The 19,562-nt window shown below is 53.9% G+C and carries 17 protein-coding genes; 10 read left to right on the top strand and 7 right to left on the bottom strand.

Annotation, left to right across the window (positions count from 1 at the left end; translation table 11 throughout):
- Positions 1-308 precede the first annotated feature (308 nt).
- Together araE and ACQ29O_RS18960 are read left to right on the top strand one after the other, a co-directional pair.
- Positions 309-1,727 carry an arabinose-proton symporter AraE gene (araE, locus tag ACQ29O_RS18965; RefSeq protein ID WP_000253650.1) on the top strand — a complete coding sequence of 473 codons (1,419 nt, stop codon included), beginning with the start codon at positions 309-311 and terminating at the stop codon, positions 1,725-1,727.
- A gap of 112 nt (positions 1,728-1,839) precedes the next feature.
- A complete protein-coding gene (locus tag ACQ29O_RS18960; RefSeq protein ID WP_020937165.1) occupies positions 1,840-2,547 on the top strand; it encodes an aspartate/glutamate racemase in 708 nt (235 codons plus the stop codon).
- Here ACQ29O_RS18960 and ACQ29O_RS18955 read toward each other — a convergent pair.
- Positions 2,519-3,454 (bottom strand): LysR family transcriptional regulator, encoded by a 936-nt coding sequence (locus tag ACQ29O_RS18955; RefSeq protein WP_000741798.1) that lies wholly within the window; start codon positions 3,452-3,454, stop codon positions 2,519-2,521. The two genes, ACQ29O_RS18960 and ACQ29O_RS18955, sit on opposite strands and share 29 nt — an antisense overlap.
- A 117-nt stretch (positions 3,455-3,571) precedes the next feature.
- Between ACQ29O_RS18955 and lysA the strand changes: the two genes are divergently transcribed.
- On the top strand, positions 3,572-4,834 hold the full coding sequence (lysA, locus tag ACQ29O_RS18950) for a diaminopimelate decarboxylase (protein WP_000056599.1): 1,263 nt from the start codon (positions 3,572-3,574) through the stop codon (positions 4,832-4,834).
- Between the two features lie 9 nt (positions 4,835-4,843).
- Here the strand turns inward: lysA and ACQ29O_RS18945 are convergent, their stop codons facing one another.
- Positions 4,844-5,866 (bottom strand): LacI family DNA-binding transcriptional regulator, encoded by a 1,023-nt coding sequence (locus ACQ29O_RS18945; RefSeq protein WP_000968353.1) that lies wholly within the window; start codon positions 5,864-5,866, stop codon positions 4,844-4,846.
- A 10-nt stretch (positions 5,867-5,876) separates the two neighbouring features.
- Positions 5,877-6,905: an HTH-type transcriptional regulator GalR gene (galR, locus tag ACQ29O_RS18940; protein WP_000201027.1), complete on the bottom strand. Its 1,029-nt coding sequence runs from the start codon at positions 6,903-6,905 to the stop codon at positions 5,877-5,879.
- Positions 6,906-7,112: 207 nt separating this feature from the next.
- On the opposite strand from galR, the gene ACQ29O_RS18935 reads away from it, so the two are divergent.
- The 3 genes from ACQ29O_RS18935 (at position 7,113) to lplT (ending at position 10,851) form a co-directional block, all read left to right on the top strand.
- Positions 7,113-7,340, top strand: coding sequence for a hypothetical protein (locus ACQ29O_RS18935; protein ID WP_071525129.1), 228 nt, complete (start codon positions 7,113-7,115; stop codon positions 7,338-7,340).
- A gap of 156 nt (positions 7,341-7,496) precedes the next feature.
- Positions 7,497-9,656, top strand: a complete 2,160-nt coding sequence (gene aas / locus ACQ29O_RS18930) for a bifunctional acyl-ACP--phospholipid O-acyltransferase/long-chain-fatty-acid--ACP ligase (protein WP_000896089.1) — start codon at positions 7,497-7,499, stop codon at positions 9,654-9,656.
- Positions 9,649-10,851: a lysophospholipid transporter LplT gene (lplT, locus tag ACQ29O_RS18925; protein ID WP_000004688.1), complete on the top strand. Its 1,203-nt coding sequence runs from the start codon at positions 9,649-9,651 to the stop codon at positions 10,849-10,851. The genes aas and lplT overlap by 8 nt, the downstream gene beginning before the upstream one ends.
- An 86-nt stretch (positions 10,852-10,937) precedes the next feature.
- Here the strand turns inward: lplT and ACQ29O_RS18920 are convergent, their stop codons facing one another.
- From ACQ29O_RS18920 to mutH, 4 genes are all read right to left on the bottom strand, one after another.
- Positions 10,938-11,978, bottom strand: a complete 1,041-nt coding sequence (locus ACQ29O_RS18920) for an NADP(H)-dependent aldo-keto reductase (RefSeq protein WP_000558960.1) — start codon at positions 11,976-11,978, stop codon at positions 10,938-10,940.
- 190 nt (positions 11,979-12,168) lie between these two features.
- Complete coding sequence (locus ACQ29O_RS18915) at positions 12,169-12,387, bottom strand: YgdI/YgdR family lipoprotein (RefSeq protein WP_000758662.1); 219 nt, start codon at positions 12,385-12,387, stop codon at positions 12,169-12,171.
- A gap of 169 nt (positions 12,388-12,556) precedes the next feature.
- Complete coding sequence (locus tag ACQ29O_RS18910) at positions 12,557-13,270, bottom strand: TerC family protein (protein WP_000895635.1); 714 nt, start codon at positions 13,268-13,270, stop codon at positions 12,557-12,559.
- Between the two features lie 181 nt (positions 13,271-13,451).
- On the bottom strand, positions 13,452-14,147 hold the full coding sequence (gene mutH / locus ACQ29O_RS18905; protein WP_001274930.1) for a DNA mismatch repair endonuclease MutH: 696 nt from the start codon (positions 14,145-14,147) through the stop codon (positions 13,452-13,454).
- A 682-nt stretch (positions 14,148-14,829) separates the two neighbouring features.
- Between mutH and rppH the strand changes: the two genes are divergently transcribed.
- The 4 genes from rppH (at position 14,830) to thyA (ending at position 19,511) form a co-directional block, all read left to right on the top strand.
- The gene (gene rppH, locus ACQ29O_RS18900; protein WP_000564481.1) at positions 14,830-15,360 is read left to right on the top strand and encodes an RNA pyrophosphohydrolase; all 531 of its coding nucleotides are present in this window, start codon (positions 14,830-14,832) and stop codon (positions 15,358-15,360) included.
- 12 nt (positions 15,361-15,372) lie between these two features.
- On the top strand, positions 15,373-17,619 hold the full coding sequence (ptsP, locus tag ACQ29O_RS18895; protein ID WP_000957886.1) for a phosphoenolpyruvate--protein phosphotransferase: 2,247 nt from the start codon (positions 15,373-15,375) through the stop codon (positions 17,617-17,619).
- Between the two features lie 215 nt (positions 17,620-17,834).
- A complete protein-coding gene (lgt, locus tag ACQ29O_RS18890; RefSeq protein WP_000204649.1) occupies positions 17,835-18,710 on the top strand; it encodes a prolipoprotein diacylglyceryl transferase in 876 nt (291 codons plus the stop codon).
- 6 nt (positions 18,711-18,716) lie between these two features.
- Positions 18,717-19,511, top strand: a complete 795-nt coding sequence (gene thyA, locus ACQ29O_RS18885) for a thymidylate synthase (RefSeq protein ID WP_000816247.1) — start codon at positions 18,717-18,719, stop codon at positions 19,509-19,511.
- The last annotated feature ends 51 nt before the right edge of the window (positions 19,512-19,562 follow it).

Raw genomic sequence — 19,562 nt, 5'->3', positions numbered from 1 at the left:
GAAAAAACTGATAAAGCCCTGTCCTCGTACAGGGTTTTTTTATGATCTCATTAGCATAGTCCATATTGTGGGTTTAACTTAATCCATATATTGTTAAATAATAGCTATGATCAATGCTTTAACTTATTGAAATATTGGTGGTTTGAAAAAATACCCGGCAACGGCGTTAAATTTAAAAAGTGTAATATCCATCACATATCGCTATAGCGTAGCCATTTAATCCATATTTATGCCGTTTCCAGCCTGACACTTGAGGAAGAGTATCCCGTACTTTCAGGCTATGTCTTACTCTGTTGTGGCAGGAAAATATGGTCTCTATTAATCATGACTCTGCTTTAACGCCGCGTTCGCTTCGCGACACACGACGTATGAATATGTTTGTTTCGGTTTCTGCAGCGGTAGCGGGACTGTTATTTGGTCTGGATATCGGCGTTATCGCCGGGGCGCTGCCTTTTATTACCGACCATTTCGTACTGACCAGCCGGCTGCAGGAATGGGTCGTCAGCAGCATGATGCTTGGCGCGGCAATTGGCGCATTATTTAACGGCTGGCTTTCATTCCGGCTGGGGCGTAAGTATAGCCTGATGGCTGGCGCGATTTTGTTCGTGCTCGGCTCGCTGGGGTCGGCGTTTGCTTCCAGCGTGGAAGTATTGATTGGCGCCCGCGTGATACTGGGCGTAGCAGTAGGGATTGCCTCCTATACCGCGCCGCTTTATCTCTCTGAAATGGCTAGCGAAAATGTTCGCGGCAAAATGATCAGTATGTATCAACTGATGGTGACGTTAGGCATTGTGCTGGCTTTTTTATCCGATACGGCATTCAGCTACAGCGGCAACTGGCGCGCGATGTTGGGCGTGCTGGCGCTGCCTGCGGTGTTGCTCATTATTCTCGTGGTATTCCTGCCGAATAGTCCGCGTTGGCTGGCGCAAAAAGGTCGCCATATTGAAGCGGAAGAGGTGCTGCGTATGCTGCGCGATACCTCGGAAAAAGCCCGTGATGAACTGAATGAAATTCGGGAAAGCCTCAAACTCAAGCAGGGAGGGTGGGCATTATTTAAAGCTAACCGCAATGTTCGCCGCGCCGTGTTCCTCGGTATGCTGCTACAGGCAATGCAGCAGTTCACCGGCATGAACATCATTATGTACTATGCGCCGCGCATTTTTAAAATGGCCGGCTTTACCACCACGGAACAGCAAATGATCGCCACGCTGGTGGTCGGACTGACTTTTATGTTCGCGACGTTTATCGCCGTCTTTACGGTCGATAAGGCCGGGCGTAAACCGGCGTTAAAAATCGGTTTCAGCGTAATGGCGTTAGGGACATTGGTGTTGGGCTACTGCCTGATGCAGTTTGATAACGGTACGGCATCAAGCGGTCTCTCCTGGCTTTCCGTTGGGATGACGATGATGTGTATCGCCGGTTACGCGATGAGCGCCGCTCCGGTGGTGTGGATACTGTGTTCGGAAATCCAGCCGCTGAAATGCCGTGATTTTGGCATTACCTGTTCAACCACGACAAACTGGGTATCGAACATGATCATCGGCGCGACATTCCTGACACTGTTGGACAGCATTGGCGCGGCAGGTACATTCTGGCTCTACACCGCGCTGAATATCGCTTTTATCGGCATCACTTTCTGGCTGATTCCGGAAACCAAAAATGTCACCCTGGAGCACATCGAACGCAAGCTGATGGCGGGCGAGAAGCTAAGAAATATTGGCGTGTAATCACCCCTCCCATGCCGGATGACGCCTGTTATCCGGCATGATGAAAAATAGACTGGAAACGGATGTGTAAGTTTGCTTCACTGCCATAATGCTTTACAAAAAGGAGAGCGCAGTGAAAACGATCGGACTGTTGGGGGGGATGAGCTGGGAATCGACTATCCCTTATTACCGTTTAATCAATGAAGGCATTAAACAGCAGCTGGGAGGCCTGCACTCGGCGAGCTTACTGCTGCATAGCGTAGATTTCCACGATATTGAAGTATGTCAACGCCGCGGCGAGTGGGATAAAGCGGGCGATATCCTGGCGCAGGCCGCGCAGGGGTTACAGCAGGCGGGTGCAGAAGGCATTGTGCTGTGTACCAACACCATGCATAAAATCGCGCACGTTATTGAATCTCGTTGTTCTCTGCCTTTCCTACACATCGCGGATGCTACCGGGCGAGCTATCGCCCGTCAGGGGTTGCATCGCGTGGCGCTATTAGGGACCCGCTATACGATGGAGCAGGATTTTTATCGCGGGCGGCTGGAACAGCAATTTGCGATTGAGACCATCGTGCCGGAGGCGGACGATCGGGCGCGTATCAATCAGGTCATTTTTGACGAGCTCTGTCAGGGGACATTCACCGACGCGTCGCGCCACTATTATTTACAGGTTATCGAACAACTGGCTGCGCAAGGCGCGCAGGGCGTTATTTTTGGCTGCACTGAAATAGGTTTGCTTGTTCCCCAGACGCAAAGCGCGCTACCGGTTTTCGATGCCACGGCAATTCATGCTGCAGATGCCGTGAGCTTTATGCTTTCGTCATCGGCCCCAGAATAACCTCCAGCGGTTCGACCAGGCGCGAAAGATGCGTTTGTAAATGCTTACTGAAGGCGTCAACCAGCGCGGAGGCGGGGCGGTGTAGCGGGCGAATCAGGCTGACGGTAAAGGGCACGTCAATGCTGAAGCGGCGGACGGTGACGCCGCTGGCGGCATAGTCCAGCGCGGTCAGCGGGTTAACGATCGAAACGCCCGCCCCGGCGCGCACCATCGCGCAGACGGAGGCCGCGCTATGCGTTTCCACCACCATTCTGCGCTTCACCTGATGTTCGGCAAATAACGTATCCAACAACTGTCGGTAGCTGTCCAGGCGGGAGAGGCTGATAAAGTTTTCCCCCTGAAAATCGTCTGGCGTCAGTACCGTTTTGGCGGCAAGCGGATGGTCGCAGGGCAGTACGCACACTTCATTTAGCGTTAGTAACTCGGTGCGGGTTGTTCCTGCCGGGGCATGAAGCGTCTCCGTCAGCCCTAAGTCGTGGCGCTGGGCGGAGAGCCACTCTTCCAGCAACGGCGACTCCTGCGGCACAATATTCAGGCTGACATCCGGATAACGCGCCAGAAAAGGCGGTAGTAACGGCGGCAAAAAGGATTGTGAAAAGACCGGCAGGCAGGCGATAGAGAGCTCGCCCTGACGGAACTCGCGCAGACTTTCCGCCGCGCTGACGATGCGATCCAACCCATACCAGGAGCGTTGTACCTCTTCGAACAGGCGTAGCCCTTGCACCGTCGGATGTAAGCGCCCACGTGTGCGCTCAAACAGCGTTAATCCCAGCACTTTCTCAAAACGCGCCAGCTCGCGACTGACGGTAGGCTGCGAGGTATGCAGCAGCCGCGCCGCTTCGGTGAGATTTCCGGCGGTCATTACGGCATGAAAAATTTCAATGTGACGTAAATTAACGGCAGCCATACGTTTCCCTGAATCATTTATCCCATATCATTTTTGCATAGACTGACAATAAAACGATATTTTTTATTCTTTCTAAGGTATGGCGTAATCGTTAAAAAGCCTGTTCCGGAGTTTGTTATGTCATTGCCGCATTATTACGCTGAAACTGACCTTAACGCTGAAAATTTGCTCAGATTGCCTGCTGAATTCGGCTGTCCGGTCTGGGTCTATGACGCGCACATTATTCGCCGTCAGATAGCCGCCCTGCAGCAGTTTGACGTCGTGCGTTTTGCGCAAAAAGCCTGTTCGAACATTCATATCCTGCGCTTAATGCGCGCGCAGGGCGTCAAGGTGGATTCTGTTTCATTGGGGGAGATCGAACGTGCGCTGGCGGCGGGCTACGATCCGCAAACGTGCCCTGATGATATCGTTTTTACCGCCGATGTGATTGACGCCGCCACGCTGGCGCGCGTCAGCGAACTGCATATTCCGGTCAATGCCGGCTCGGTAGATATGCTGACGCAGCTTGGTCAGGTTTCGCCTGGGCATCGCGTCTGGTTGCGCGTGAATCCTGGCTTTGGTCACGGCCACAGCCAGAAAACCAACACCGGGGGCGAAAACAGCAAACACGGCATCTGGCATAGCGATCTTCCGGCGGCGCTGGCGGTAATGCAGAAATACCGACTGAAACTTGTTGGTATCCATATGCACATTGGTTCCGGCGTCGATTATGGCCATCTGGAGCAGGTTTGCGGCGCGATGGTACGCCAGGTGCTGGAATGTGGTCAGGATGTGGAGGCGATTTCGGCAGGCGGCGGACTCTCGATACCTTATCGTGAGGGAGAAGAGCCCGTTGATACGCGCCATTACTATGGTCTGTGGAACGCGGCGCGCGAGCAAATCGCCCGCCATCTGGGACATGCGGTCAAACTTGAGATCGAACCCGGACGTTTTCTGGTGGCGCAATCGGGCGTGCTGGTAACGCAGGTGCGTAGCGTAAAACAGATGGGAAGCCGCCATTTCGTGCTGGTAGATGCGGGTTTTAACGATCTGATGCGCCCGGCGATGTACGGTAGCTATCACCGTATTTCGGCGCTGGCGGCGGATGGTCGCGCGCTTGAAAATGGCCCGTGGGTCGAGACGGTGGTCGCCGGGCCGCTATGCGAATCAGGCGATGTTTTTACGCAGCAGGAAGGGGGAATGGTTGAAACACGCGCCTTACCTGCGGTCATCCCCGGCGATTACCTCGTATTGCACGATACCGGCGCGTACGGCGCGTCTATGTCATCGAATTACAACAGCCGCCCGCTCCTGCCGGAAGTACTGTTTGACAATGGACAGGCGCGGCTGATCCGCCGTCGTCAGACCATTGAAGAGCTGTTAGCGCTGGAGATGCTCTGAAGCGCCTCATTAGGCCGGACGTTGAAAAAACGGGCCCGCGGCGACGGACTCGCGCAGAATCAGCGTGCCGGTAAAGGGCGGGATCGGGGCGACCGGCTCGCTGTTCGCCAGGCGAACGGCCTGATCGATCGCGGTGGCTATCATATCCTCGATGGGTAAATAGACTGTTGAAAGCCCCGGTTCAAGCCAGGTTGCGCCCGGCGCATCGTCAAAACCAAACAGCGACACATCCTGCGGGATGCGTAATCCGGCCTGGCGCAGCGCTTTTGCCGCGCCCAGCGCCGTGTCATCATTACAGGCGAATAGCGCGCTAAACGTGACGCCTTCCTCCAGTAATTCCCGGCAGGCGTCATAGCCGCGCGTCAGCGTGTAATCGCCGTATTTCACTTTTGCCGGTTGCCAGGGAATACCATACTTTTCCAGCGCCTTGCGATAACCCGCTACGCGTGATGTGCCAGTGGGAGTATGAACAGGCAGCGTAATACAGGCGATATCGCGATGGCCCTGCGTAATCAGGTATTCCACCGCCTGGAATGCCGCCGTCTCCTGCTCGAAGAAAATAGCGCGATCGCGGGCCTGAGTGACGTTGCGATTAATAATCACCAGCGGCATTTCCGTGGCGTCAATCAACGACAAAATCGCCGGCTCATCCATATAGCGAGTGTAAAGAATAATAGCGTCGCACTGTCTGTCGGCCAACATTTGTACGGCTTTCTGCTCTCGTTCCGGCGTATCGTGACCATCGGTGACGATCAACTGCTTGTTATGAAACTCCGCCTGGCGCGACGCCCGGCGCAACAAACTGCCGAAATAGAAGCCGTCAAACGTAGAGACGACCAGACCGATGCTGTTGCTGGTGCGATTCGCCAGCGAGCGTGCCAGCAGGTTGGGGCGATAGCCCAGAGCCTGCATCGCCGTAAACACTTTCTGGCGCGTGCTTTCTTTTACCTGCCCCGTCCCATTCAGCACTCGTGAGACGGTGGCCTTTGATACGCCCGCATGGCGGGAAACATCCAGCATTGTCGCCATCATGCTACCCTGATTAATCGGTTGTCGACAGGTGCCCGGTATCCGTCGGCGTGGATACCGAATGTCGGCGTACCAGTGTCGGACTAAATACATGAGTTACTTCTGGCGTAGGGCATTTCCCCGCCAACGCTAACGCCAGCTCCGCCGCCTGTGTCGCCATGGTGACGATCGGATACCGAATGGTGGTCAGTCGGGGACGCACATAGCGTGAGACCAGTACATCATCAAAACCGATGAGCGATACTTCGCCCGGCACCCCCACGCCATTATCATTTAATACTCCCATCGCGCCGGCCGCCATCGAGTCGTTATAGCAGGCCACCGCGGTAAAATGTCTGCCGCGGCCTAATAACTCAGTCATCGCCTGCTCGCCGCCGCTTTCATCCGGTTCGCCGAACGTCACCAGCCGATCGTTAGCCGGGATATGGCTTTCCGCCAGCGCATCGTAATAGCCCCTCAGGCGATCTTCGGCATCAGAGATAGTGTGATTGGAACAGATATACCCAATACGCGTATGACCTTGCTGGATCAGATGCCGGGCCGCCAGCCATGCCCCGTAACGGTCATCCAGCGCGACACAGCGGTGTTCTAACCCCGGTAAAATGCGGTTAATCAGCACCATGCCGGGGATTTGCTTCATTAATGAGGCCAGGTCCGCATCCGGAATCATTTTGGCGTGTACCACTAACGCTGCGCAACGATGACGAATCAACTGTTCAATAGCCTGACGCTCTTTTTGTTCGTTATGATACCCGTTGCCAATCAGTAAAAAATTGCCGGTGTGATACGCCACCTGTTCAACGGCTTTCACCATCGCGCCGAAAAAAGGATCGGAAACGTCGCCGACCACCAGACCGAGGGTTTCCGTTGCCTGCTGTGCCAGCGCGCGCGCGTTGGCGTTAGGGTGATAGCTCAGGGACTCCATTGCGCTGGTCACCGCCAGCCGGGACGCTTCGCTGGCTTTTGGCGAATCGTTAATAACGCGAGAAACGGTGGCGACTGAAACACCGGCCAGTCGGGCTACATCTTTTATGGTCGCCATGATAATACCTATAGTGGGTAAACGCTTACATTACGCCAGTTTTACGGAAAATGAACGTCTGTTCAAGCCTCTTGCCCCGCCGTGTCGGGCAAATGTGACCTGCACGGGAGAAATGCGTCTGTAAAGTGACAATACAAATCTTTCGTTACAGTTTGCGAAGCGCTGTTGCGATTGTCTGCTGGCAGGCCAGCGAGTCAGGTTGATAGAGTGGTGATCCCAGAGGTATTGATAGGTGGAATCAACGTCATTGTTGATCACACGAATTACACCAACCTGCGTAGAGATGCGCAGGTTTTTTTTGTTTCGCCTGAACCTGTAACAGTAACGGATAATTTACACAACTCGTTGCATTTCCGTTTATTCCTTTGCGTTTTCGGACTGGCGATGCAGACGCGCGAAGCCCACAATCAAGATCCCAGAGGTATTGATTGGTGAGATTATTCGGTACGCTCTTCGTACCTGTCTCTTGCACCAACCTGCGCGGATGCGCAGGTTTTTTTTCGAACCTATTTTGCTATCGCTCCTGTTACGCAACTCGTGTAATCTGCCACAATTCATGTTTTAGCGAATTGTCGGCCAAAGGGAGTTGAAATGCTGTTTGGATTTTTCCGTAACCTGTTTCGCGTGCTTTATCGTGTGCGCGTCACTGGCGATGTCCGGGCGCTACAGGGGAACCGGGTCTTAATTACCCCCAATCACGTTTCATTTATCGATGGTATGCTACTGGCGCTGTTTTTGCCGGTACGGCCTGTCTTTGCGGTATATACCTCCATCAGCCAGCAATGGTATATGCGCTGGTTAACGCCGCTGATCGATTTTGTGCCGCTCGATCCCACTAAACCCATGTCCATTAAACACCTGGTGCGTCTGGTGGAACAGGGGCGTCCAGTGGTGATTTTCCCGGAAGGGCGGATTTCCGTGACCGGTTCGCTGATGAAAATTTATGACGGCGCAGGCTTTGTGGCGGCAAAATCGGGCGCAACCATCATTCCGCTCCGCATTGACGGCGCGGAGCTTACCCCTTTCAGTCGCCTGAAAGGTCTGGTTAAACGGCGCTTATTCCCCCGCATTCAGCTTCATATTTTACCGCCGACGCAAATACCGATGCCGGAAGCGCCGCGCGCGCGCGACAGACGTAAGATAGCGGGTGAGATGCTGCACCAGATCATGATGGAAGCGCGTATGGCGGTGCGCCCGCGCGAGACGTTATACGAATCGTTGCTGGCGGCGCAATATCGTTACGGCGCGGGTAAAAACTGTATTGAGGACATTAACTTTACGCCGGATACGTATCGTAAGTTACTGACCAAGACGCTCTTTGTTGGCCGGATTCTGGAAAAGTACAGCGTTGAGGGCGAGAAAATTGGTTTAATGCTGCCGAATGCCGCCATCAGCGCGGCGGTGATTTTCGGCGCGGTTTCTCGTCGCCGCATTCCGGCCATGATGAACTACACAGCGGGGGTAAAAGGGCTGACCAGCGCGATTACCGCGGCGGAAATTAAAACGATTTTTACCTCCCGCCAGTTCCTCGATAAAGGTAAATTGTGGCACCTGCCGGAGCAGCTAACGCAGGTTCGCTGGGTTTACCTGGAAGATTTAAAAGCGGACGTCACACCCGCCGACAAGCTGTGGATTTTTGCCCACCTCCTGGCGCCGCGACTGGCGCAGGTAAAACAGCAGCCGGAAGACGCGGCGATCATTCTTTTTACCTCCGGCTCGGAAGGGCACCCGAAAGGGGTGGTGCACAGCCATAAAAGCATTCTGGCGAACGTCGAGCAGATAAAAACGATTGCGGATTTCACCGCCAATGACCGTTTTATGTCGGCGCTGCCGCTCTTTCACTCGTTCGGTTTGACGGTGGGCCTGTTTACGCCGTTGTTGACCGGCGCGGAAGTGTTTCTTTATCCAAGTCCGCTGCACTACCGCATTGTGCCGGAACTGGTCTATGACCGTAACTGTACCGTGTTGTTTGGTACGTCAACCTTCCTCGGCAACTATGCGCGCTTTGCCAATCCGTATGATTTTTATCGCCTGCGCTATGTGGTGGCCGGTGCGGAAAAACTTCAGGAGAGCACCAAACAACTGTGGCAGGATAAATTCGGTCTGCGCATTCTTGAGGGCTACGGGGTAACGGAATGCGCGCCAGTAGTCTCGATTAACGTGCCGATGGCGGCTAAGCCTGGCACTGTTGGCCGCATTCTGCCTGGCATGGACGCGCGTCTGCTGGCGGTGCCCGGTATTGAAAACGGCGGTCGGCTACAGCTGAAAGGGCCGAATATCATGAATGGCTATCTGCGCGTGGAAAAACCGGGCGTGCTGGAGGTGCCGTCGGCGGAAAACGCCAGAGGCGAAACCGAGCGCGGGTGGTACGACACGGGCGATATTGTACGCTTCGATGAAAATGGTTTTGTGCAGATTCAGGGGCGCGCGAAACGCTTTGCGAAAATTGCTGGCGAAATGGTCTCGCTGGAGATGGTCGAGCAACTGGCGCTTGGCGTTTCGGCGGACAAAATGCACGCTACCGCCATTAAAAGTGATGCCAGCAAAGGTGAAGCGCTGGTACTGTTTACGACTGACAGCGAACTCACCCGAGAAAAGTTACAGCACTATGCTCGTGAACACGGTATTCCGGAACTTGCCGTCCCGCGTGATATCCGTTATCTGAAGCAGCTTCCCTTGCTTGGCAGCGGGAAACCCGATTTTGTGACGCTGAAAAGTTGGGTGGATGCGCCGGAACAACATCATGAGTGAGTCAGTACGTACTAACACCTCCATCTGGTCGAAAGGGATGCTGTCGGTGATTGTCGCGCAGTTTCTCTCGGCTTTTGGCGATAATGCGCTGCTGTTTGCGACGCTGGCACTGCTGAAAGCTCAGTTTTACCCGGACTGGAGCCAGCCTGTTTTGCAAATGGTGTTTGTGGGCGCTTACATTCTTTTTGCGCCGTTTGTCGGCCAGATAGCGGACAGCTTTGCCAAAGGCCGGGTGATGATGGTTGCCAATGGTCTTAAACTGGCGGGAGCGGCAGGTATCTGCCTCGGCGTAAATCCTTTTGTCGGTTATACGTTGGTCGGGATTGGCGCGGCGGCTTATTCTCCGGCGAAATACGGTATTCTGGGCGAACTGACGACGGGTGATAAGCTGGTGAAAGCCAATGGCCTGATGGAAGCCTCTACGATTGCGGCGATTTTGCTCGGTTCCGTCGCGGGCGGCGTATTGGCCGACTGGCATGTCATCGCCGCGCTGGTTGCCTGCGCGTTGGCCTACGCTGGCGCAGTGGCGGCTAACCTGTTTATCCCGAAGCTTGTGGCGGAGCGTCCAGGACAATCCTGGCGGTTGTCGGCGATGACGCGTAGTTTCTTCAGCGCTTGCGTTGTCCTTTGGCGTAACGGTGAAACGCGTTTTTCGCTGGTGGGGACCGGGCTATTCTGGGGCGCAGGCGTGACGCTGCGTTTTCTGCTGGTGCTGTGGGTGCCAGTGGCGCTGGGCATTACGGATAACGCCACGCCGACTTACCTGAACGCCATGGTGGCGGTAGGCATTGTGGTCGGCGCGGGCGCGGCGGCAAAACTGGTGACGCTGGAGACCGTATCGCGCTGTATGCCCGCCGGGATTTTGATTGGCGTTGTGGTTGCGATCTTCTCATTACAGCACGCATTGCTGCCTGCTTATGCCTTGTTGCTGTTGATAGGTATGCTGGGCGGCTTTTTTGTGGTGCCGCTCAACGCCTTGCTCCAGGAGCGCGGTAAGAAGAGCGTTGGTGCCGGGAATGCCATTGCCGTACAAAATCTGGGCGAGAATAGCGCCATGCTATTAATGCTGGGACTGTACTCGCTGGCGGTGCTGGTTGGCGTTCCGGCAGTGGCGATAGGTATCGGCTTTGGCGTGCTGTTCGCGCTGGCGATCGCGGCGCTGTGGATCTGGCAGCGCCGGCAGGCATCATACTGAGTGAATATGCCGGGCGGCGAGTGCGCGTTATCCGGCTTACATTGTCTCTGTAAGCCCGGTAGCGTAGCGCCACCGGGCACTGACTATCACGGCGCCGGGTAGGTATAAACCTGATGCGCCGCCTCTATCTCCGCCAGGACCTCTTCGCTTAACGTCAGATGCAGACTTTCCACATTCGTCTTGAGCTGCGCCATCGTGGTTGCGCCCAGTAACGTACTGGCGACAAACGGCTGGCGGCGAACAAAGGCCAGCGCCATCTGCGCCGGATCAAGATTGTGACGCTTCGCGATATCGACGTAGGCGGCAACGGCTTTTTGCGCCTGTTCGCCGCTGTAACGTGTGAAGCGGCTGAACAAGGTATTCCGCGCGCCTGCGGGTTTGGCCCCGTTCAGGTATTTACCGGTTAATGTGCCAAACGCCAGACAGGAGTAGGCGAGCAATTCAACACCTTCATACTGGCTGACTTCCGCCAGCCCGACCTCGTAGCTGCGGTTTAACAGGCTATAGGGGTTCTGGATCGTGACAATACGCGGCAGGTCATGTTTTTCCGCCAGATGCAGATAGCGCATAACGCCAAACGCTGTCTCATTTGAAACGCCAATATAACGAATCTTACCCGCTCGCTGAAACTCACTTAGCGCGTCTAACGTCTCCAGTAGACTTACTACTGGCGTGGAGTCCGTCCAGTTATAGCCGAGTTTACCGAAGCAGTTAGTGGGGCGCTGCGGCCAGTGCACCTGATACAAATCCAGATAGTCGGTCTGCAATCGGGTCAAACTGTCGTGTAGCGCTTCGCGAATATTTTTACGATCCAGCGCCTGATGAGGCCGGATGCCTTGATCATTATTACGTGCCGGTCCGCTAACTTTGCTGGCGATGATCAGTTTTTCACGGTTGCCGCGTTTGGCGAGCCAGTTACCGATATAGGACTCCGTCAGCCCTTGTGTTTCCGGGCGCGGCGGTACCGGATACATCTCGGCGGCATCGATAAGGTTAATGCCATTTGCGATGGCATAGTCGAGCTGTGCGTGAGCGTCGGCTTCGCTGTTTTGTTCACCAAATGTCATTGTGCCCAGCCCTAGCGTACTTACTTCGAGCGAGCTGTGGGGTATACGGTGATAGTGCATAGCCGTTTCCTTTTTATTATGAAGTCAGAAATTCCCGACAAAGGACAATAAAAATGGCAGAGGGAAGGCAAAAGGGAAAGTAAAATTGCAGGCTGCGCGGCGTAATTGTTACCGGGCGTGGTCGCCACGCACCGTTACGGGACGCAGCCTGAAGGCTTGCAGAACGCTGACCTCGATCACAGGCCACCGCTTAACGTTCGATGATTTGAGACACTTCGTCACGGTTGATTTGCATCTCGTTTCCCTGTGCATCGGTATAGCTGACCAGACCGGTATCATCGTCAACTTGCGGTTTTCCATCGGTCAGGATCATACGACCATCTTTCGTCGCCATTACATAATCGCTGCTGCATCCGGATACCGCAAAAGCCAACCCTACTGCGGAAATTACAACTGCCCACTTTTTCATCCGTTTGTCCTCACGTAGCCTGCATCTGATAATAGTCTGTTAATCATATGTCTGATAATAGTCTAGTAATAACGCGCGGCTCTGCATGTCGGAAGCAGCAAAATCTTAATCTGTGAGAAGAAAGGAAATAAAGTGAGTATTCGCTCCCCGGCGGGGGAGCGAGACAGGATTACAGCGGATTCTTTTTATTACGCAACAGGTTCAGGCTCTCTACTGCGATAGAGAAGAACATGGCGAAATAGATATACCCTTTCGGAACGTGAACGTCGAAACTTTCCAGAATCAGGGTAAAGCCAACCAGGATCAGAAAGGAGAGCGCCAGCATTTTTACCGACGGATGACGATCGACAAACTCGCCGATGGGCCGTGCCGCAAACATCATGACGCCCACGGCAATAACGACTGCCGCCATCATAATAAACAGATGATCGGAGAGGCCAACCGCTGTGATAACTGAATCAAGGCTGAAAATAATATCCAGCAGCATAATCTGCACTATTGCGCCCAGGAAAGAAGAAACCCGGGTTTTTAACCCTTCTTCTTCGCCTTCGATGGACTCATGAATCTCCTTGCTGGCTTTCCAGATTAAAAATAACCCGCCCAGTAACAGAATGAGATCGCGGGCGGAAATCGCTTCGCCGAAAAGCTCAAACAGCGGATTAGTCAGCCGAGTGACCCAGGCGATTGACGCCAGCAGCGCCAGGCGCATAACCATCGCCGCCGCCAACCCAAGCCGCCGTGCGTGGTTCCGTTGCGCCGTAGGAAGTTTTGCTACCACCAGAGAAAGAAAAATAATGTTGTCGATCCCAAGTACAATCTCCAGCAGCGTCAGCGTACCGAGCGCCAGCCAGGCATTAGGATCGGTTATCCATGCAAATAACATCGAACAAAGTCCTGCCAAAAAAAGAAGCGGTAATTATAGGCCCGTCGGGTGACGGGCGAAAGCCCAGGCTGAATTTGCGCAACCAGGAACGGTGTAAAATAGCGGCGACAATACGCTTACGTTTATCGGGCGTCGGTCCGACGCGTAGCCATAGCGGAGGTGCATTTGCGTGTAATGGACGTTACGGATTCTGCAATAAAAAATGGCGAGCCAGCAGCGCCTGCGTAAAATTTTTTTTCAGATAAAATCCACGCGGTAGCGTCAAAATAGGTTCCCCGCGCGCACCGATAGCCTCGGTGAGCGCCCTGGCATTGGCGGCTTTGGGCCGCAGTTGCAAGACTTCGCCATGGCGGGCGGTAATGCGTTCCACCTGGCCCAGCACTATCATGTCCATCAGCTCTTCCCAGTCGAGGCGTAGCTGCCTGTCCTCTTCTTCACTCGGACTCCAGAGTAGCGGCGAACCTACGCGGCGTTCGGCTAACGGTATGCTGCGATCGCCTTCGACCGGCACCCATAGCACGCGCTTCAATTTATGCCGTACGTGACTTGTCTCCCAGGTCACGCCGCTGTTACCGGTTAACGGCGCCACGCAAACAAAGGTTGTTTCCAGAGGACGACCCAGACTATCCACCGGGATGGTTTTCAGTTCTACGCCTAATGCGGCGAAATCCTGCTCCGGCTTGCTCCCGGCGCTGGCGCCGAGCCAGATCTCCAGCAAGACGCCGATCCAGCCTTTGTCTCGCTTCAAATCTTTAGGCGTGGTAATGCCGGCCATCGCCGCCAGCTCGCCTAACGTATAGCCGGAAAGCTGCCGCGCCTGGGCTAACAGCAATGCTTCCGAAGCAGGCGGAGTCAGTAGCGGACAAAGAGCGGACATGACAATTACCTTAGGTCAAAAAATGAGCAGTGATTTTATACCGTATGGGCAGAGTTTATCTTTTTCTGTGTCTTATATTCAATAGACTGATTTTTATTGCCTTTTTTGTGTTGTTTCTTCGTGTTGCGCAACGCTGAAGCGGGTTTTCCAATTCTGGTCACTGACAATAAACAGGATCTTACACTATGTTATCCACAGAAAGTTGGGATAACTGTGTAAAACCACCACTACTGTTTCCATTTACAGCCTTGACGTGCGACGAAAATCGAAAATTCAGACAAATAGTGCGTAAGTTATTGGCACAATCTGTGGATAAAACCGACGCTGGTTGATCTTTCATCAGCATAAGGATCTTAGATGTGATGCTGGTCACGCTTTATGAAGGTAGCATGTAAGATTTGTCTATAACGCAATGAATATAAGGCACTATTTTTACTGTCTCCAGCATGAGGAATTCAGACTGTTCTGGGTTTTCCCGTGGTAATTCCATACTTCTTCACAACTATATCCACAGAAAAGGTGAATAAAATGGCGCAAGGGCGTCATCATCTGTTTATAACTCGGCTATTTACTGTGAGTTATTCAATTGTTATTAGGCTGTGTCACTATTACAGAGTGGTTTACCGCCTCACTGGAGTATGAAACAATCGTTCATATATAAGGTTTATGTTGAGGTAGTCCGGTGATTGATGACGATGGCTACCGCCCAAATGTAGGTATCGTAATTTGTAATCGTCAGGGGCAGGTGATGTGGGCCCGGCGATTTGGTCAGCACTCCTGGCAGTTCCCGCAGGGCGGGATAAATCCAGGGGAGTCGGCAGAACAGGCGATGTACCGGGAACTGTTTGAAGAGGTTGGGTTAAGCCGTAAAGATGTGCGGATCCTTGCTTCTACTCGCAACTGGTTGCGTTACAAGTTACCAAAACGTTTGGTGCGTTGGGACACAAAGCCGGTATGTATCGGCCAGAAACAAAAGTGGTTTCTTTTGCAGTTAATGAGCGCCGACGCCGAAATCAATATGCAAACCAGCAGTACGCCGGAGTTTGACGGCTGGCGCTGGGTAAGTTACTGGTATCCGGTTCGACAAGTGGTGTCATTTAAACGCGATGTCTACCGCAGGGTAATGAAAGAGTTTGCAAGTGTTGTCATGGCGCTTCAGGATAATCCCCCTAAGCTACAAAGCGCGCCTGCTTATCGACGTAAAAGAGGTTAAGCCACGCAAATTATGCTCACTCGCCTGCGCGAAATAGTCGAAAAAGTGGCCAGTGCGCCGCGTCTGAACGAGGCGCTGAATATTCTGGTCACGGATATCTGTCTTGCGATGGATACTGAGGTTTGCTCGGTTTACCTGGCCGATCATGACCGACGCTGTTATTACCTGATGGCGACGCGGGGGTTGAAAAAACCGCGTGGTCGAACCGTTGCGCTTGCGTTTGATGAGGGGATCGTCGGTCTGGTGGGCAGACTGGCGGAACCCATTAACCTTGCCGATGCGCAAAAACATCCCAGCTTTAAATACATTCCTTCGGTAAAAGAGGAGCGTTTTCGCGCGTTTCTCGGCGTGCCGATCATTCAGCGTCGCCAACTTCTCGGCGTGCTGGTCGTACAGCAGCGCGAATTGCGCCAGTACGATGAAAGCGAAGAGTCTTTCCTTGTCACGCTCGCTACGCAGATGGCGGCTATCCTGTCACAGTCGCAGGTCACAGCGCTGTTCGGGCAATACCGGCAGACGCGAATCCGCGCGCTTCCTGCGGCGCCGGGCGTGGCTATCGCAACGGGCTGGCAAGACGCGACCATGCCGCTGATGGAACAGGTTTACGAAGCGTCTACGCTGGATACCTCTCTTGAACGTGAACGACTGACCGGCGCGCTGGAAGAGGCGGCGAACGAATTCCGACGATACAGCAAACGCTTTGCCGCCGGCGCGCAAAAAGAGACGGCGGCCATTTTTGATCTGTACTCACACCTGCTTTCAGACGCCAGACTGCGTCGCGAACTCTTCGCCGAGGTCGACAAAGGCGCTGTTGCGGAGTGGGCCGTTAAAAAAATCATCGAAAAATTTGCCGAGCAATTTGCGGCGCTAACCGATAACTACCTCAAAGAACGTGCGGGAGACTTACGCACGCTGGGGCAGCGGCTGTTATTCCACCTTGATGATTCAGTTCAGGGGCCAAACGCCTGGCCGGAACGTTTTATTCTGGTCGCGGATGAGCTGTCGGCGACCACCCTGGCGGAGCTGCCGCAGGACAGGCTGGCGGGCGTTGTGGTGCGCGACGGCGCGGCAAACTCGCATGCGGCGATTATGGTGCGCGCGCTCGGTATCCCGACCGTCATGGGTGCGGATATCCAGCCTTCGGTGCTACATCGCCGTACGTTGGTGGTGGATGGCTATCGCGGTGAATTACTGGTCGATCCTGAACCCGTACTTATTCAGGAATATCAGCGGCTCATTAGTGAAGAGATAGAACTCAGTCGTCTGGCGGAGGACGACGTCAATCTTCCCGCCCAACTGAAAAGCGGCGAGCGTATCAAAGTGATGCTGAATGCCGGGCTCAGTCCCGAGAATGAGGAAAAGTTAGGCAGTCGGATCGACGGTATCGGCCTGTACCGTACTGAAATTCCCTTTATGCTGCAAAGCGGGTTTCCCTCGGAAGAAGAGCAGGTGGCGCAGTATCAAGGGATGCTGCAAATGTTTAACGATAAACCGGTGACGCTGCGGACCCTGGATGTGGGAGCGGATAAGCAACTGCCCTATATGCCGATCAGCGAGGAGAACCCGTGTCTGGGCTGGCGCGGGATCCGCATTACGCTGGATCAGCCGGAGATCTTTTTGATCCAGGTCCGCGCGATGCTGCGCGCCAATGCGGCGACTGGCAACCTCAGCATTTTGTTGCCGATGGTCACCAGTATTGATGAAGTCGATGAAGCGCGGCGTCTGATCGAACGCGCCGGGCGCGAGGTCGAGGAGATGATCGGCTATGCGATCCCGAAACCGCGTATCGGCATTATGCTGGAAGTACCGTCAATGGTATTTATGCTGCCGCATCTGGCTAACCGGATCGACTTTATCTCGGTCGGCACCAACGATTTAACGCAATATATCCTGGCGGTAGATCGCAACAATACCCGCGTGGCCAGTATTTACGACAGTCTGCATCCGGCTATGCTGCGCGCACTGAGCATGATTGCGCAGGAAGCCGAAAAAAATGGCCTCGATCTTCGCTTGTGCGGCGAGATGGCGGGCGATCCGATGTGCGTGGCGATTCTTATCGGTCTGGGATATCGCCATCTTTCGATGAATGGCCGTTCGGTAGCGCGTGTGAAATATCTGCTGCGGCATATCGATTTTGAAGACGCGCAAACCCTTGCCAGACGCAGCCTTGAGGCGCAGATGGCGACCGAGGTGCGTCATCAGGTGGCGGCGTTTATGGAGCGCCGCGGGATGGGGGGATTGATTCGCGGAGGGTTGTAACGACTGGAGCGGGAAAAGAGAGTGACTGTGGATTCACGGCGCAGACAACACGCCTGCAAGATGAAAGACAATGCGTATACATATCTTTTAACGGTAATCGGCATCTCGCTTTTAACCCTTGTGCTATTATTCGCACCTTTGGAGCGTCTGCAACGCGCAGGCGCGCTTATCAATCGCTATCTCTTCAGCGAAATAACAAGAAATTGTGGTGACAGATGACCAGTAGCTATCTGCATTTTCCGGACTTTGATCCGGTCATTTTCTCAATTGGGCCCGTCGCGCTTCACTGGTATGGCTTGATGTATCTGGTGGGGTTCGTTTTCGCGATGTGGTTGGCGGTGCGTCGCTCTAACCGTCCGGGAAGCGGTTGGACCAAAAACGAAGTTGAAAATTTACTCTATGCAGGTTTCCTGGGGGTCTTCCTGGGGGGACGTATTGGCTATGTCCTGTTTTATAACTTCCCTCTGTTTCTGGATAACCCGCTCTATTTATTCCGCGTCTGGGACGGCGGCATGTCCTTTCACGGCGGGCTTATCGGCGTGATACTGGTGATGATTATCTTCGCCAGGCGCACGAAGCGCTCGTTCTTTCAGGTGTCTGATTTTATTGCGCCGTTAATTCCGTTCGGCCTGGGCGCCGGGCGTCTGGGCAACTTTATCAACGGTGAATTGTGGGGGCGCGTCGATCCTGACTTCCGGTTTGCCATGCTCTTTCCTGGCTCACGCGCGGAAGATATTGCGCTGCTGCCGTCACATCCGCAATGGCAGCCTATTTTTGATACCTACGGCGTATTGCCGCGCCACCCTTCCCAGTTGTATGAGCTGGCATTAGAAGGCGTGGTGCTGTTTATCATCCTTAATCTCTTTATTCGCAAACCGCGTCCGATGGGCGCAGTCTCCGGATTATTCCTGATTGGCTATGGCGCGTTTCGTATCATTGTTGAATTCTTCCGCCAGCCGGACGCGCAATTTACCGGCGCGTGGGTACAGTACATCAGCATGGGGCAGATTCTCTCTATCCCGATGATTATCGCTGGCGCGATCATGATGGTTTGGGCATATCGCCGCCGCCCGCAGCAACACGTTTCCTGAGGAACCATGAAACAGTATTTAGAACTGATGCAAAAAGTGCTGGATGAAGGCACACAGAAAAACGACCGTACCGGCACCGGCACGCTTTCCATTTTTGGCCATCAGATGCGTTTTAACCTGCAGGAAGGCTTTCCTCTGGTGACGACAAAACGCTGCCATTTACGTTCAATTATTCACGAACTGCTATGGTTTTTGCAGGGCGATACCAACATCGCTTACCTGCACGAAAATAATGTCACCATCTGGGACGAATGGGCCGATGAGAACGGCGATTTAGGCCCGGTTTATGGTAAGCAGTGGCGTGCATGGCCAACACCGGATGGCCGCCATATCGATCAGATCGCCACGGTCTTAAGCCAGCTTAAAAACGACCCGGACTCTCGTCGTATTATCGTTTCTGCGTGGAACGTCGGCGAGCTGGATAAGATGGCGCTGGCGCCGTGTCACGCCTTTTTCCAGTTTTATGTCGCAGATGGAAAACTCTCCTGTCAGCTTTATCAGCGCTCCTGCGATGTGTTCCTCGGTCTGCCGTTCAACATTGCCAGCTACGCGTTACTGGTGCATATGATGGCGCAACAGTGCGACCTGGACGTCGGCGATTTTGTCTGGACCGGCGGCGACACGCACCTGTACAGCAACCATATGGAGCAGACGCACCTGCAATTAAGCCGTGAACCTCGCGCGCTGCCGAAATTGGTGATTAAGCGTAAACCCGATTCGCTTTTTGACTACCGGTTCGATGATTTCGAAATTGAAGGCTATGATCCGCACCCCGGTATTAAAGCGCCGGTCGCTATCTAAGCGCTGACGATCCTGCCATAACCGACGTCATTGCGCGTCGGTTTTTTTTAC

The sequence above is a fragment of the Salmonella sp. GDC200615 genome, assembly GCF_050574145.1.
Lineage (GTDB): Bacteria > Pseudomonadota > Gammaproteobacteria > Enterobacterales > Enterobacteriaceae > Salmonella > Salmonella enterica.
Note: the sequence above shows the minus strand (reverse complement) of the source record. Positions and strands in the feature narration are given on the sequence as shown.

Bases quoted from the DNA above. Each gene is read 5' to 3' on its own strand.
- ACQ29O_RS18910 (WP_000895635.1), bottom strand. From the start codon at position 13,270: ATGTTATTTGCATGGATAACCGATCCTAATGCCTGGCTGGCGCTCGGT.
- ACQ29O_RS18945 (WP_000968353.1), bottom strand. From the start codon at position 5,866: ATGATGGCGACAATGCTGGATGTTTCCCGCCATGCGGGCGTATCAAAG.
- araE (WP_000253650.1), top strand. From the start codon at position 309: ATGGTCTCTATTAATCATGACTCTGCTTTAACGCCGCGTTCGCTTCGC.
- ACQ29O_RS18915 (WP_000758662.1), bottom strand. From the start codon at position 12,387: ATGAAAAAGTGGGCAGTTGTAATTTCCGCAGTAGGGTTGGCTTTTGCG.
- thyA (WP_000816247.1), top strand. From the start codon at position 18,717: ATGAAACAGTATTTAGAACTGATGCAAAAAGTGCTGGATGAAGGCACA.
- lplT (WP_000004688.1), top strand. From the start codon at position 9,649: ATGAGTGAGTCAGTACGTACTAACACCTCCATCTGGTCGAAAGGGATG.
- ACQ29O_RS18920 (WP_000558960.1), bottom strand. From the start codon at position 11,978: ATGCACTATCACCGTATACCCCACAGCTCGCTCGAAGTAAGTACGCTA.
- galR (WP_000201027.1), bottom strand. From the start codon at position 6,905: ATGGCGACCATAAAAGATGTAGCCCGACTGGCCGGTGTTTCAGTCGCC.
- ACQ29O_RS18955 (WP_000741798.1), bottom strand. From the start codon at position 3,454: ATGGCTGCCGTTAATTTACGTCACATTGAAATTTTTCATGCCGTAATG.
- mutH (WP_001274930.1), bottom strand. From the start codon at position 14,147: ATGTCCGCTCTTTGTCCGCTACTGACTCCGCCTGCTTCGGAAGCATTG.
- aas (WP_000896089.1), top strand. From the start codon at position 7,497: ATGCTGTTTGGATTTTTCCGTAACCTGTTTCGCGTGCTTTATCGTGTG.
- ptsP (WP_000957886.1), top strand. From the start codon at position 15,373: ATGCTCACTCGCCTGCGCGAAATAGTCGAAAAAGTGGCCAGTGCGCCG.
- lysA (WP_000056599.1), top strand. From the start codon at position 3,572: ATGTCATTGCCGCATTATTACGCTGAAACTGACCTTAACGCTGAAAAT.
- lgt (WP_000204649.1), top strand. From the start codon at position 17,835: ATGACCAGTAGCTATCTGCATTTTCCGGACTTTGATCCGGTCATTTTC.